This is a genomic window from Pseudomonas sp. CCNWLW23, assembly GCF_037095675.1.
Lineage (GTDB): Bacteria > Pseudomonadota > Gammaproteobacteria > Pseudomonadales > Pseudomonadaceae > Aquipseudomonas > Aquipseudomonas atacamensis.
Genome location: NZ_JBAWKM010000001.1, coordinates 90,674 through 105,318, shown reverse-complemented (window position 1 = coordinate 105,318; position 14,645 = coordinate 90,674). Strand labels below are relative to the sequence as shown.

At 62.6% G+C, this 14,645-nt stretch carries 11 protein-coding genes; 7 read left to right on the top strand and 4 right to left on the bottom strand.

The window, feature by feature from the left end; genetic code table 11:
* From ruvX to gshB, 4 genes are all read right to left on the bottom strand, one after another.
* Positions 1–388: Holliday junction resolvase RuvX (ruvX, locus tag V8J63_RS00455; RefSeq protein WP_336463427.1), on the bottom strand; the 388-nt coding region annotated here is incomplete at its 3' end.
* On the bottom strand, positions 388–960 hold the full coding sequence (locus V8J63_RS00450) for a YqgE/AlgH family protein (protein ID WP_016772739.1): 573 nt from the start codon (positions 958–960) through the stop codon (positions 388–390). The genes ruvX and V8J63_RS00450, both read right to left, overlap by 1 nt.
* Positions 961–1,315: 355 nt before the next feature.
* On the bottom strand, positions 1,316–2,215 hold the full coding sequence (locus tag V8J63_RS00445; protein WP_197891216.1) for an energy transducer TonB: 900 nt from the start codon (positions 2,213–2,215) through the stop codon (positions 1,316–1,318).
* 107 nt (positions 2,216–2,322) lie between these two features.
* Positions 2,323–3,294 (bottom strand): glutathione synthase, encoded by a 972-nt coding sequence (gene gshB, locus V8J63_RS00440; protein ID WP_336463426.1) that lies wholly within the window; start codon positions 3,292–3,294, stop codon positions 2,323–2,325.
* Between the two features lie 225 nt (positions 3,295–3,519).
* Here gshB and pilG point away from each other — a divergent pair, with 225 nt between their 5' ends.
* From pilG to V8J63_RS00405, 7 genes are all read left to right on the top strand, one after another.
* On the top strand, positions 3,520–3,924 hold the full coding sequence (gene pilG, locus V8J63_RS00435) for a twitching motility response regulator PilG (protein ID WP_016772743.1): 405 nt from the start codon (positions 3,520–3,522) through the stop codon (positions 3,922–3,924).
* 60 nt (positions 3,925–3,984) lie between these two features.
* Positions 3,985–4,350 (top strand): twitching motility response regulator PilH, encoded by a 366-nt coding sequence (gene pilH, locus V8J63_RS00430; protein WP_016772744.1) that lies wholly within the window; start codon positions 3,985–3,987, stop codon positions 4,348–4,350.
* A gap of 10 nt (positions 4,351–4,360) precedes the next feature.
* Positions 4,361–4,900 (top strand): chemotaxis protein CheW, encoded by a 540-nt coding sequence (locus V8J63_RS00425; RefSeq protein WP_016772745.1) that lies wholly within the window; start codon positions 4,361–4,363, stop codon positions 4,898–4,900.
* Between the two features lie 209 nt (positions 4,901–5,109).
* Positions 5,110–7,158, top strand: coding sequence for a methyl-accepting chemotaxis protein (locus V8J63_RS00420; RefSeq protein WP_130910564.1), 2,049 nt, complete (start codon positions 5,110–5,112; stop codon positions 7,156–7,158).
* Positions 7,159–7,169: 11 nt separating this feature from the next.
* Complete coding sequence (locus V8J63_RS00415; RefSeq protein WP_336463425.1) at positions 7,170–13,079, top strand: Hpt domain-containing protein; 5,910 nt, start codon at positions 7,170–7,172, stop codon at positions 13,077–13,079.
* Positions 13,072–13,542 carry a chemotaxis protein CheW gene (locus V8J63_RS00410; RefSeq protein WP_125925444.1) on the top strand — a complete coding sequence of 157 codons (471 nt, stop codon included), beginning with the start codon at positions 13,072–13,074 and terminating at the stop codon, positions 13,540–13,542. Before V8J63_RS00415 ends, V8J63_RS00410 begins: the two co-directional genes overlap by 8 nt.
* A 477-nt stretch (positions 13,543–14,019) precedes the next feature.
* Positions 14,020–14,385 carry a DUF6124 family protein gene (locus V8J63_RS00405; protein WP_125925445.1) on the top strand — a complete coding sequence of 122 codons (366 nt, stop codon included), beginning with the start codon at positions 14,020–14,022 and terminating at the stop codon, positions 14,383–14,385.
* Positions 14,386–14,645 lie beyond the last annotated feature (260 nt).

Sequence of the window (14,645 nt, the reverse complement as noted above, 5' to 3'; positions counted from 1 at the left end):
GGGCAGCGGCGATGGCGTCCACCGGGTTGTCGCGGTAACTGCCTTTCTGCCCGCCACGCACCAGTCGCTCGCCCTTGGCTTCGAAAGTGGTCAGGCGTTCGTCGTGGGTATAGAAGGGCAGGTTGTAGCGGCCGTTGAGGCGGCGGGCGAATTTCTCCGCGCGCACGCACATCTCGCTGGGCGTGCCGTCCATGTTCAGCGGCAGGCCGACCACCACGGCGTCGGGTTTCCATTCTTTTATCAGCGCTTCGACCTGATCCCAGTTCGGCACGCCGTTCTGCGCTTTCAGGGTGCACAGCTCGCGGGCCTGGCCGGTGATGACCTGGCCGACCGCGACGCCGATCTGTTTGGTGCCGTAGTCGAAGCCGAGAATCAGGCGCAGGGCCATCAGGCGTGACCCGCCTGGCTGGTGAGCAGATTGAGGTCGATGCCCAAGTGCCGCGCTGCCGCTTCCAGGCGCAATTCGCTGCGGGTGTTGAAGAGGATGTCGGCGTTGAACGGGCAGGTCAGCCAGGCGTTGTCGGCCAGTTCGGCCTCCAGCTGGCCGGCTTCCCAACCGGCGTAACCAAGGGTGATCAGGCTTTGCGCGGGGCCGACGCCGTCAGCGATGGCGAACAGCACGTCCTGCGAAGTCGACAGGGCCAGGTCGCCGTCCAGCTGCGCCGTGGCCTGGAACGTTTGGCCCGCCGGGTGCAGGACGAAACCGCGATCGGTCTGCACCGGCCCGCCGATGAAGATCGGCACATCCTGGCAACGCGCCGGCGGCTCGATGTCCGGGCGCAGCTGTTCAAGGATGTCGGCCAGGTTCAAGTCTTGCGGCCTGTTGACCACCAGCCCCATCGCGCCATTGGCCGTGTGCTCGACGATGTAGGTCAAGGTGTGGGCAAAGTTCGGGTCGGCCATGTGTGGCATGGCGATCAGGAAGTGATGCTTGAGGTAGCTGGGGCTGACGTTTTTCATGAGCGCTAGTGTGGCGTTCGAGGGGCGAACTGACAAGCTGGAGATGCTGACAACAACACAGATCCATTATTGGAACAGAGCTTTTGTGGCGAGGGGATTTGCTGTGGTGAGGGAGTTTATCTGTGGTTAGGGGATTTATCTGTGCTCAGGGAATTTATCTGTGGTGAAGGGATTTATCTGTGGTTAGGGGACTTATCTGTGGTGAAGGGATTTATCTGTGGCGAGGGGATTCATCCCCGTTGGGGCGCGAAGCGCCCCTGAATCGCTTGATGGGTTCTGCCTGACACTCCATATGGAATGGTTTTGCGGCTGCTGCGCAGCCGAGCGGGGATAAATCCCCTCGCCACATAAATATTCAGTTGCTGGAGAGCTTGTCGCCCCGGGCAAATTTCCAGGTGCGGATGATTTCCAGGCGGTCGATGTCCGACAGATCGCCGGTAAACGGTGCAAACGGCGCGGCCAGGCGGACGATGCGCTGCGCCGCCTGATCGAGCAGCGGCTGGCCGGAGGATTCGAGCACCAGCACTTCATACAGCGAGCCGTCGCGGTTGATCGAGACCATCAGGCGCAAATTGCCGTAGATCTGCTTGCGCCGTGCTTCTTCGGGGTAGTTGAGGTTGCCGATGCGCTCGACCTTCTTGCGCCAGTCGTCCTTGTACCAGGCGCCCTTGTCGCGCATGGTCGAGGCCGCGCTCAAACGGTGGATGCGCGGGCGTTTGGCGTACAGCTGTTGTTCCTTGGCCAGCTCCGCCTCGAGGCTGGCGATGTCGCTGGACAACTGCGAGCTGTCGAACACCGGCGCGTCGACGGTCGGTTTGACTTCGGTTTTGCTTTCTTCTTTCTTGGTCGGCGCCTTTTTCGGTTTCGGCGCGACGGTGGTCACCGCTGCCTTCGGGGCGGCTTCCTGCACCACTGGCTTGGCGGCGGGCGGCGGGGTGACCTTTTTGGCCTGATTGTCCTGGAACGGCGCGACTTCGGTGGTCTTGGGCAGGGCTTTCTTGTCCAGCGTGCCGCTGCCTTCCTGGTTTTCCTGAGCGAGAAAATCTGCCTTTTCCGGCTTCTTCTCGGCCTTGAAGGTGGCCAGGGTGATTTCCAGGGTTTTGCTGATCTGCTGCGGCTCGACCATGGTGAAACCGACGCCGAGCAGCAGCGCCAGGTGAATCAGCGCCGCGAGAAACAGGGTAAAACCGAGGCGATCGGCCGGGCGCACGCCACGATGGGCGAGTTCAGCGGGCAGATCGGACGGGAGGGTCATGACAAGAAAACCAACATCGCGTTTTTCAGAGGCTGCGCATGATAACGCAATGTTGGTTTCGCGCCTTGGGCTTCACGCTTCAAGCGACAGACTGCATGTGACGTACATTAAGCTTGTGGCTTTTTGCCGGCCGCTTGCAGCTTTTGATCGATCGCATCCATCAGCATCCCGCCGATATCAGTGCCGAACGCATTGTCGATTTCACGGATGCAGGTCGGGCTGGTGACGTTGATTTCGGTCAGGTGCTCGCCGATCACGTCGAGGCCGACGAACAGCAGGCCTTTCTCGCGCAGGGTCGGTCCGACCTGGGCGGCGATCCAGCGATCCTTTTCGGTCAGCGGACGTGCTTCGCCACGGCCACCGGCGGCGAGGTTGCCACGGGTTTCGCCCATGGCCGGGATCCGCGCCAGGCAATAATCCACCGGCTCGCCATCGATCATCAGGATGCGCTTGTCGCCATCGACGATCGCCGGCAGGTAGCCCTGAATCATGATCTGCTGCTTGCCGTGCAGGGTCAGGGTCTCGAGGATCACCGAGAGGTTCGGGTGGCCGGCGGTGTGGCGGAAGATCGACGAACCGCCCATGCCGTCCAGCGGCTTGAGGATCACGTCACCGTGATGGTCGGCGAACTCACGCAATACGTCCGGGCGGCGGCTGACGATGGTCGGCGGCGTGCACTGCGGAAACAGCGTAGCGAACAGCTTTTCATTGCAGTCGCGCAGGCTCTGCGGCTTGTTCACCACCAGCACGCCGGCGTTTTCGGCCTGTTCCAGCAGGTAAGTGGAGTAGACGAATTCCATGTCGAACGGCGGATCCTTGCGCATCAGGATCACGTCCAGGTCGCTCAGCAGCTTGTCCTGCTCGGCGTCCAGTTCGAACCATTTGTCCGGGTTGGCGAAGACTTTCAGCGGGCTCATCCGCGCCCGCGCCTGGCCTTCGGCCTGATACAGGTCTTTCTGTTCCATGTAGAACAGTTCCCAGCCACGCTTCTGCGCGGCCAGCAGCATGGCCAGCGAGCTATCCTTTTTATAGGAGATGCTGGCGATAGGGTCCATGACAATCCCGACGCGAACGCTCATTGGGTTTTCCTCGAAATTTGGCTACCGGATCGGTATTGAAAAAGTGCCGCCAGAGTGGCGCCGGGCGGGTTTCGGGTCAAGGAAAAACCCGTCGATAGATTGCATCTGGAGACTGTGCTAAAAAGGCTGGCAGATCGCGCCGCCCCATGGGTTTCAAGGGTTTCAGGCCATTATTCACAGCAAAACGGACAATTTGATTCGCAAAGGCGACGGTAGAACCCTCTTATGGAACAGCAGTCCAGCGCCTTGAAGGTCATGGTGATCGACGACTCGAAAACGATTCGCCGCACCGCCGAAACATTGTTGAAGAATGTCGGTTGCGAAGTGATCACCGCCATCGACGGTTTCGATGCGCTGGCGAAGATCGCCGACCACCATCCCGGGATCATCTTCGTCGACATCATGATGCCGCGTCTGGACGGTTATCAGACCTGCGCCCTGATCAAGAACAACAGCGCCTTCAAGGCGACGCCGGTGATCATGCTGTCGTCCAGGGACGGTCTGTTCGACAAGGCCAAGGGGCGGATTGTCGGCTCTGATCAATTTCTGACCAAGCCGTTCAGCAAAGAAGAACTGCTCAACGCGATCCAGGCCCATGTTCCGGGCTTCGCCGCCGTTTTGCCGCAGTAAGACACGCACAGTGACGCTCGGCCAGCGGGCCGGCAGTCGACCAGAAAAATGGGGAAGACCATGGCACGTATCCTGATCGTCGATGATTCGCCGACTGAAATGTACAAACTCACCGGCATGCTCGAAAAGCACGGCCATGAAGTGCTCAAGGCCGAGAACGGCGCCGACGGCGTGGCCCTGGCCCGTCAGGAAAAACCCGACGCGGTGCTGATGGACATCGTCATGCCCGGCCTCAACGGTTTTCAGGCGACCCGCCAGTTGACCAAGGATGCCGACACGGCGCACATCCCGGTGATCATCATCACCACCAAGGATCAGGAGACCGACAAGGTCTGGGGCACCCGCCAGGGCGCCAAGGATTACCTGACCAAACCGGTCGACGAAGACACCCTGATCAAGACCCTGAACAACGTACTCAACGGCTGATCGCGCGATCATGAACGAATCGCTGACCGCGTTCGAACTGCTCTGGCAGATCGACCAGCGCTGCCGCCTGCTGGCAGCAGACCTGCCGTCGCAAGCGGCGCGCCCGGATCGCTGGAGCGGCATCGGCTTTCGCCTCGGCGAGCATTGGTATGTGGCGCCGATGGGCGAAGTCAGCGAAGTCCTGCATGAACCGCGCTTCACCCAGTTGCCCGGGGTCAAGCCGTGGGTCAAGGGTGTGGCTAACCTGCGCGGGCGGCTGCTGCCGATCATGGACCTGTGCGGCTTCTTCGGCCATGAGCTGTCGCCGCTGCGCAAACAGCGGCGGGTATTGGTGGTGGAGCATGAAGACGTGTTCGCCGGGGTAATGGTCGACGAAGTCATCGGCTTGCAGCATTTCGAACAGGGCAGTTTCGAGCCGCTGTCGATCAGCAAGCGCCAGGGCTCCAAGGCCGAATTCGTCAAAGGCTATTTCCGCCGTGAACAGAACTGGCGGGTGTTCAGCCTGTTCGCACTGGCCAGGTCTCCGGTGTTTATGGGTGTGGCTCTATAGCACGAACAACAGAACCCATGTGGACGCGGGCCATGTGGCGAGGGGATTTATCCCCGTTGGGTCGCGCAGCGGCCCCAAAAACTGCAATGCCTGACACCGTCAGCGCATGCGATATTTTTGCGACTGCTTCGCAGCCGAACGGGGATAAATCCCCTCGCCACAAGGCTCGCTCCCACAAGGGCCATGGCAGGTTTCATAGGCGAGGACCGATGACAAAAGCAAAAACAGGCAAGTCGGCAGAAGCATCGCGCAGTCGCGCGCAGATCATCGTGCTGTTTATCGCACTGATCGTGTTCATCATGCTGCTGTTCGCCAACTTCGCGTACCTCAACACCCAGGCGAACTACGACAAGCAGTACATCGGCCATGCCGGCGAACTGCGTGTGCTCTCGCAACGCATCGCCAAGAACGCCACCGAAGCGGCGGCGGGCAAGGCGGCCGCCTTCAAACTGCTCAGCGATGCGCGCAACGATTTTGCCCAGCGCTGGGGTTACCTGAAAAAGGGTGACCCGAACACCGGCCTGCCCCCGGCACCCGTCGCCGTGCGCCCGGAAATGCGCGCGGTGCAGATGGACTGGGAACGCCTGCTGAAAAACACTGACGCGATCCTCACCAGCGAACAGACCGTGCTGTCGCTGCATCAGGTCGCCGCGACGTTGGCCGAAACCGTGCCGCAGTTGCAGATCGAATACGAAAAAGTCGTGGAAATCCTCCTCCAGCGCGGCGCCCCAGCGGCGCAGGTAGCGATGGCGCAACGGCAATCGCTACTGGCTGAACGCATTCTTGGCGCGGTCAACACCGTGCTCGCCGGTGACGAAAACTCGCAACAGGCCGCCGACGCCTTTGGCCGCGATGCCGCGCGTTTCGGTCTGGTGCTCAACGGCATGTTGCAGGGCAACCCGGCGCTGAAAATCAGCCAGGTCGAAGACCGCGACGCCCGTGCGCGCTTGAGCGAAATCTCCGAGCTGTTCCAGTTCGTTTCCGGCTCGGTGGACGAAATCCTCGAAACCTCGCCAGAGCTGTTCAAGGTGCGCGAATCGGCGAGCAACATCTTCACCCTGTCGCAAACCCTGCTCGAGGAAGCCTCGCACTTGGCCACCGGATTCGAGCACCTGGCCGGCGGGCGCAACACCGACACCATTGGCGGCTATGTGCTGGGCTTGCTGGCGCTGGCCTCGATCATCCTCATCGGTCTGGTCATGGTCCGCGAAACCAATCGCCAATTGCGCGAGACCGCCGAGAAGAACGAGCGCAACCAGAACGCGATCATGCGCCTGCTCGACGAAATCGAAGACCTCGCCGATGGCGACCTCACCGTGACCGCCTCGGTGACCGAAGACTTCACCGGCACCATCGCCGACTCGATCAACTATTCCGTCGACCAATTGCGTGATCTGGTGGCGACCATCAACCTCACCGCCGGCCAGGTTGCCGCTGCTGTGCAGGAAACCCAGGCCACCGCCATGCATCTGGCCCAGGCCTCGGAGCAACAGGCCCAGCAGATTTCCGAAGCTTCGACGGCGATCAGCGACATGGCCGAGTCCATCGATCAAGTCTCGGCCAACGCTGCCGAATCGTCGGCGGTGGCCGAGCGTTCAGTGGAAATCGCCAACAAAGGCAACGAGGTGGTGCACAACACCATCCACGGCATGGACAACATCCGCGAACAGATTCAGGACACCGCCAAGCGCATCAAGCGCCTCGGCGAGTCGTCCCAGGAAATCGGCGACATCGTCAGCCTGATCGATGACATCGCCGACCAGACCAACATCCTCGCCCTCAACGCGGCGATCCAGGCATCGATGGCCGGGGATGCCGGGCGCGGTTTTGCCGTGGTTGCCGACGAAGTGCAGCGCCTGGCCGAACGTTCGTCCGCCGCGACCCGGCAGATCGAAACCCTGGTGCGGGCGATTCAGGCCGACACCAACGAAGCGGTGATTTCCATGGAGCAGACCACCACCGAAGTGGTGCGCGGCGCGCGACTGGCGCAGGATGCCGGTGTGGCCCTGGAAGAAATCGAAGGCGTGTCCAAGACCCTCGCGGCGTTGATCCAGAGCATTTCCAACGCGGCGCAGCAGCAGACGTCTTCGGCCGGGCAGATCTCGCTGACGATGAACGTGATCCAGCAGATCACCTCGCAGACTTCGTCGGGGTCCACGGCCACCGCCGAGAGCATCGGCAACCTGGCGAAAATGGCCAGTCAGTTGCGCCGTTCGGTGTCCGGTTTCACCTTGCCGGCGGCGACAGATAAAGCGTGAGTGGAGTGGTTATGGGTGATCGGCACGACTACGTGGCCCTGGAATGGGTCAAGGGCGAAATTGCCGAAACGCTGAAGCTGGCGCATCAGGCGATCGAGGCCGTGCTCGACGATCCGCAGGCCTTCCCCGGGCTGGACGAATGCCTGGCGTATATTCATCAGGTGCACGGCAGCCTGCAGATGGTCGAGTTCTACGGCGCGGCGTTGCTCGCCGAAGAAATGGAGCATCTGGTCGAAGCCCTGCAACATCAACGCGTGCCGCACCGCGATGAAGCCCTGCACCTGATGCTGCAAGCCTTGGGGCAATTGCCGCTTTACCTCGACCGCGTGCAGAGCGCCCGCCGCGACCTGCCGTTGGTGGTGTTGCCGCTGATCAACGATCTGCGCAGCGCTCGCGGTGAAAGCCTGCTGGCGGAAACCAGCCTGTTCAGCCCGCCACTGCCCGAGCTGGCGCCGCTCGGCGACGAGGCACTCGCCGCGCTGGAACCGCTCGATCTGCCGAACGTGCTGCGCAAACTGCGGCAGATGCTGCAAATGGCTCTGGTCGGTCTGCTGCGCGAACAGGACGACCAGACGCACCTTGGCTATCTGGCCAAAGTCTTCAGCCGTCTCGAAGCACTGAGCGGCGACGCGCCGTTGAGCCCGCTGTGGCAAATCGCCTCAGCGTTGGTCGAGGGCATGCGCGAGGGCGTCATCGCCAACAGTCCGGCGCTGCGCAGCCTGTTCAAGGACGCCGACCAAGAGCTCAAGCGCCTGCTCGAGCAGGGCATCGTCGGGCTCAACCAGCCGGCGCCGGCCGAGCTGCTGAAAAGCCTGTTGTTCTATATTGCCAAAGCCGAACATCCCACCGGGCAGATGCTGACCATGAAAGATCGCTACTCCCTGGACGACGCGTTGCCCGACAGCGCGATGGTCGATGAAGAACGCGCGCGCCTCGCCGGCCCCGACCGCGATGCCATGCGCTCGGTGCTGGCAGCGCTGTGCGAAGAGCTGGTGCGGGTCAAGGAGCGCCTCGATCTGTTCGTGCGCAGCGACCGCCAGCACGCCTCGGATCTGGACAGCCTGCTCGCGCCGCTGCGGCAGATTGCCGACACCCTCGCGGTGCTGGGTTTCGGCCAGCCGCGCAAGGTCATCATCGACCAACTGGCGGTGGTGCTCAGCCTCGCTCAGGGCCAGCGCGAACCGAACGACGCCATTCTCATGGACGTCGCCGGGGCCTTGCTCTACGTCGAAGCGACGCTGGCCGGCATGGTCGGCACGGTGGAGACGCAAAGCGCCGAAGACGCTCGCCTGCCGACCACCGACCTGACGCAGATCCATCAGATCGTGATCAAGGAAGCGCGCATCTGCCTGCAACAGGCCAAGGACATGATCGTCGATTACATCGACGCCGATTGGGACCGCCAGCATCTGCAATCGCTGCCCGATCTGCTGACACAGGTGCGCGGCGCGCTGGCGATGATTCCGCTGGCCCGCGCAGCGAGTCTGGTCGAGGCCTGCAACGGTTTCATTCGCGAGCATTTGATGCTCGATGCCCACGAACCGGGCTGGGAACAACTCGATCATCTGGCTGATGTGATCAGCAGCCTGGAGTATTACCTCGAACGCCTGAGCGACGACCCGCAGGCACCCGCCGAACATCTGCTCGATGTCGCGCAAAACAGCCTCGCCAGCCTCGGCTTCTTTGCCAACGAGCAGCCCGGCGAAGCGCAAGTGCCCGTGCTCGATGAGGTACTCAGCCCCAGCGAAGCGCAGCTCATGCAGGATCTGCAAGCGCTCGATGACCCTGACGTCGTGCAGTCGCTGGCCGAGGTGCTGGCCAGCCCGCTGTCGGCGCTCAACCCGCCGGCGCGCAACAGCCCCGACAGCCTGATGCCGCCGCCGGCCGATGAAGAACCGGTCGACGATGAGCTGCGCGAAGTGTTCCTCGAGGAGACCGACGAAGTTCTCGCAGTCCTCCACGAATACCTGCCGCGCTGGACCGCCAATCCCCAGGACCGCGCCGCGCTGACCGAACTGCGCCGGGCCTTTCACACCTTGAAGGGTAGCGGGCGCATGGTCCGCGCGTTGGTCCTCGGCGAACTGGCCTGGGCCGTGGAAAACCTGCTCAACCGCGTGCTCGAACAAAGCGTCGAGCCCGGCGCAGTGCTGCGCCAATTGCTCGGCGACACCGTGTTGCTGCTGCCCGAGCTGATCAACGAATTTGCCACCCAGCGTCAGCGCCAGCGCAACGATGTCGACCAACTCGCCGCCCGCGCCCACGCGTTGGCCAAAGGCGATGAGCCGCTGGCTGCCGAAGACACCGACGACGTCGCCGCGCTTGATCCGCTGCTGCTGGAAATCTTCCGCAAAGAAGCCGAGACCCACCTCGCCAGCCTCAACCGTTTCCTCGATCAGGCCGTCGAACAGGTGCCTTTGCCGGCCAGCGACGAACTGCAACGGGCGCTGCACACGCTCAAGGGCAGTGCCTCGATGGCCGGCGTATTGCCGATGGCCGAACTGGCGGCTTCACTGGATCAACTGGCCCGCGAGTTCAAGGCGCATCAGTTGCCGCTGGATCTGGACGAGGTCGAACTACTGCTCGAAGCCGAGGGCTTGTTCCGCGTCGGCCTGCGCCAGCTCAAACACGATCCGCTGGCGCCGATTGTCGGTGCGCAGTCGCTGATCAAACGCACCGAAGCGCTGCTCGCCGAGCGCCTGCAAGCCAGCTCCGATGGCGCTGACAGCGGCCTGCGCCTCAAGCGCGATCCGCAACTGATCAACAACTTCCTCGCCCAGGGCATGGACATCCTCCTCGACGCCGAAAACCTCTTGCAGCGCTGGCAGCAGCACCCCGGCGAACGCCAGGAACTCAGCGCTCTGCTCGATGAACTGACCACCCTCGGCGAAGGTGCGCATCTGGCCGATCTGCAGGCGGTCGATGGCTTGTGCGAAGCCTTGCTCGATCTGTATGGCGCGGTGGAAGAAAGCAGCCTGGCGGTCAGCGAGCGGTTTTTCCACGAAGCGCAACTGGCCCACGAAGCGCTGATCAACATGCTCGACGAACTCGCTGCCGGCCAGGAAATCACCCCGCAACCGGAGCGGATTCGCGCCTTGCAGGAACTGCTCGACGAAGGCCTCGACCCGGCGGCGATGGGCCTGATCCGCAGCGACGGCAGTCGCACCCTGGATATTCGCGAACTGGGCAGCGCCACCGCCCAATTGCAGCAATCGGTTGCCGCCCTCGAGCCTGACGACGAGATCGTCGAAATCTTCCTCGAAGAGGCGGTGGACATTCTCGACAGCGCCGGGCAAGCCTTGCAGCGCTGGCTCAAGGACCCGGACAACGCCGCGCCGCTGTCGTCATTGCAGCGCGACTTGCACACGCTGAAGGGCGGCGCGCGCATGGCCGAGGTCGAGGCCGTCGGCGACCTTGCCCAGGAACTGGAAAATCTCTACGAAGGGCTGGTCGATCGACGCTACAACCACAGCGCCGCGCTCGAAGGTTTGTTGCAGCACAGTCATGAGCGGTTGGCGCTGATGCTGGAGCAACTGCAAGCGCATCAAGCGCTGACTCCGGCGCAGGATCTGATCGACGCGATCCGTCAGTTGCGTCAGGGCCAGGCCGCCAGCGAATCTGCCCCCGCAGCGGTCGAACACGACAACGCCGGGCATGATCCGGAACTGTTGGAAATCTTCCTCGAAGAAGGTTTCGACATCATCGAAAGCTCCGGCGCCGCGCTGTTGCGCTGGCAGGCCGAGCCGGGCAACCGTCAGGAAATCGAAACCCTGCTGCGCGATCTGCACACGCTCAAGGGCGGCGCGCGGATGGTCGAAATCGGCCCGATCGGCGACCTCGCCCATGAGCTGGAATTTCTCTACGAAAGCCTTTCCACCGGTGCGCTGCAACCGTCCGCCGAACTGTTCGCGCTGGTGCAGCGCGGCCATGACCGACTGGCGCAAATGCTCGATGGCGTGCGCGCCGGGCAACCGTGCCCGCCGGCCGATCGGCTGATCAGCGCGATCCAGAATTTCAGTCACCCGGTGCAGGTTGAAGCGCCGCTGGCGCCAGCTCCGGTCATCAAGCCTGAGGCAGCGCCACCGGCGGCCGATGCTGGCGCAGACATGGTCAAGGTCTCGTCCGAGCTGCTCGATGAACTGGTCAACCTGGCCGGGGAAACCTCGATCTTTCGTGGGCGGATCGAGCAGCAAGTCAACGATGCGCAGATTGCTCTCAACGAGATGGAAACCACCATCGAGCGCATGCGCGATCAGTTGCGCCGCCTCGACACCGAAACCCAGGGGCGCATCCTCAGCCGCCAGCAAGTCGATGGCGAACGCCTCGGTTATGAAGACTTCGATCCGCTGGAAATGGACCGCCATTCGCAGCTTCAGCAACTGTCGCGGGCGCTGTTCGAATCCGCCTCGGACCTGCTCGACCTCAAGGAAACCCTCGACCGCCGCAATCACGACGCGGAAAACCTGTTGCAGCAACAGGGGCGGATCAACACCGAGTTGCAGGAAGGCCTGATGCGTACGCGCATGGTGCCGTTCGAGCGCATGGTGCCGCGTCTGAAACGCATCGTGCGTCAGGTCGCCGAAGAGCTGGGCAAGGATGTCGCGTTCGTCGTCGGCAACGCTGATGGCGAGATGGATCGCAACGTGCTGGAGCGCATGGCCGCGCCGCTGGAACACATGCTGCGCAATGCCGTCGACCATGGCCTGGAATCCACCGAGGTGCGGCTGGCGGCGGGCAAGCCGGCGCAAGGGCAGATCACCCTCGATCTGTCCCGCGAGGGCGGCGACATGGTTTTCGACATCCGCGATGACGGCGCCGGGGTGCCGCTGGAAGCCGTGCGGCGTAAGGCGATCAAGCGCGGTCTGCTGGCGCCCGACGCCGAGATCAGCGACCGCGACGTGTTGCAGTTCATTCTCCAGCCGGGTTTCTCCACGGCGGAAAAGATCACCCAGATTTCCGGGCGTGGCGTCGGCATGGACGTGGTCCACGAAGAAGTGCGTCAGCTGGGCGGCAGCATGAGCATCGATTCGGTGCCGGGGCAGGGCGTGCATTTCCGCATTCGCCTGCCGTTCACCGTGTCGGTCAACCGCGCGCTGATGGTGCAGTGCGCTGAGGATCAGTACGCGATCCCGCTGAACACCATCGAAGGCATCGTGCGCGTGTTGCCGAATGATCTGGAAGGGCACTTCCGTCAGGATCCGCCGAGTTATCAATACGCCGGCCAGCGTTATGAACTGTGCTACCTGGGCGAGCTGTTGAAGACTGCGCCACGGCCAAAACTGCTCGGGCAGAACCTGCCGTTGCCGGTGCTGCTGGTGCATTGCAACGACCGCCATGTTGCGGTGCTGGTCGACGCCATGGCCGGCACCCGCGAGATCGTGGTCAAGAGCCTCGGCCCGCAGTTCGCGGCGGTGCAGGGCGTGTCGGGGGCGACGATTCTCGGCGACGGCCGGGTGGTGCTGATTCTGGATCTGCTCGCACCGATCCGGGCGATGCAGGCGCGGCTGGCGCAAGAGCCGGCGCGCACGGAGATCGACAGCGAGCCGCACAAGCCGCTGCTGATCATGGTCGTCGATGACTCGGTGACGGTGCGCAAGGTCACCAGCCGTTTGCTCGAACGTCACGGCATGAACGTGCTGACCGCCAAGGACGGTGTCGATGCGATGCTGCTGCTCGAAGAGCACATGCCCGACCTGATGCTGCTCGACATCGAAATGCCGCGCATGGACGGCTTCGAAGTCGCGACCCAGGTGCGCGCCGACGAACGCCTGCGCCACTTGCCGATCATCATGATCACCTCGCGCACCGGGCAGAAACACCGCGACCGCGCCATGGCCATCGGCGTCAACGACTACCTCGGCAAGCCGTATCAGGAATCGGTGTTGCTGGAGAGCATCGCCCAGTGGAGCAAGAAACATGCATGAGCACCGGCACAACCCGCGCACCAGCCAGCTCACCGGGCTGCTGCTGCCGCTGGCCGATCGCAACCTGATCCTGCCCAATGTCGCCATCGCCGAGCTGATCGACTACCAGGCCAGCGCCTTCGATCTCGACACGCCGCCGTGGTACCTGGGCCGGGTAACGTGGCGCGAGCGGCAGATTCCGCTGATCAGTTTCGAATCGGCCTGTGGGCAGAAAATCGTCATCGGCGAACGGGCGCGGATCGTGATTCTGAATGCGCTGGGCGGCTTGCCCGAGCTGAGATTCATCGCCCTGTTGGTGCAGGGGATTCCTCGGTCGTACAAGCTGGACAGTCAGTTGAGTTATGTCGATGTGCCGTTGTGTGCGCTGGAGCAGGCGGCGGTGCAGGTGGGCGAGCAGGTGGCGAAGGTGCCGGATTTGTTGGGGCTGGAGCGGTTACTGGTGGATGCGGGTTTGGCCCGCTGATCCAAGGCTTGACTGATCGTTCCCACGCGCAGCAAAGGAATGCAGCCCGGGACGCTCCGCGTCCCATCAAGAGCCGAACGCGGAGCGTCCGTAGAGGCATTCCCACGCAGAGCGTGGGAACGATCAACATCAAGCCACGCCTGTGTTTAAAGACACCCGGTGTTACGCCGCACCAGCCTACAAATCCTTGCGCCGCTGCCTACGCCTGCGCCAGAATCCGCCGGCTTGTGCGCCCAGGGCTTGCTGCGTAACTTGGATCGGGTCACTGATTCCCAGTGATCGGGTTTAGCAGCCCGTGGTAAATCTGAGGTTGCACGAGCACCGTCAGTCAGGCTTCACGTCTGCACTTGATGGCGGCTGTGCGCAGGGCGCTTCGGCGCGCCGGCTTCCTTAGGTTCCCCGGTCTGCTAACCTGCGTTCAGCTGCCACCCCTTCTTTTAGCAGAGATGCGGTTGCGGCTTTATCCGGAACCTGAAGATGAAAAAACCATCGCCCAATCCGCCGGTAGCAAGTCCGGCATCGCCCTACCAATCCCCCGACTCAAAGAAATTTCACGACGCCGCCGAGCGTGCCCTCGACCATTACCTCGGCCCGCCCGCCGCTGACTTCATGGCCCCGCCGTACACCCCCAACACGCTGTACATGGCCAATCCCGAAGCCGACACCGAGTCCTTGCTGGCCGACGCCTGTGAAACCCTGGGTTCGGCGACGGTGATGCTGCACAACCACGCCGCTTCCGTGGAAGGTTCGCAGCGCAAGACCCTGCAGGGCATCGCGCAGATTGTCATGGTGGCGGAGATGGCGGTGAACCGCGTTCTGGACAAAATGGTGCCAACCGACTGAAAGCCCCTCACCCCAGCCCTCTCCCAGAGGGAGAGGGAGCCGACCGAGGTGTCTCGCGTCCTACATCGACCTGAATGACCGAGTCGATTATGGATTCACTACAACCGGTTCAGGTCGGCGTCATTCCCAAGCATCCCCCAATCAGTCCCCTCTCACTCCGGGAGAGGGCCAGGGTGAGGGGCTGTTGATTTTTCATTTCTGGATTCACCACGGCTGGTTCAGGTCGGCGTCATTCCCAAGCATCCCCCTATCGGTTCCTT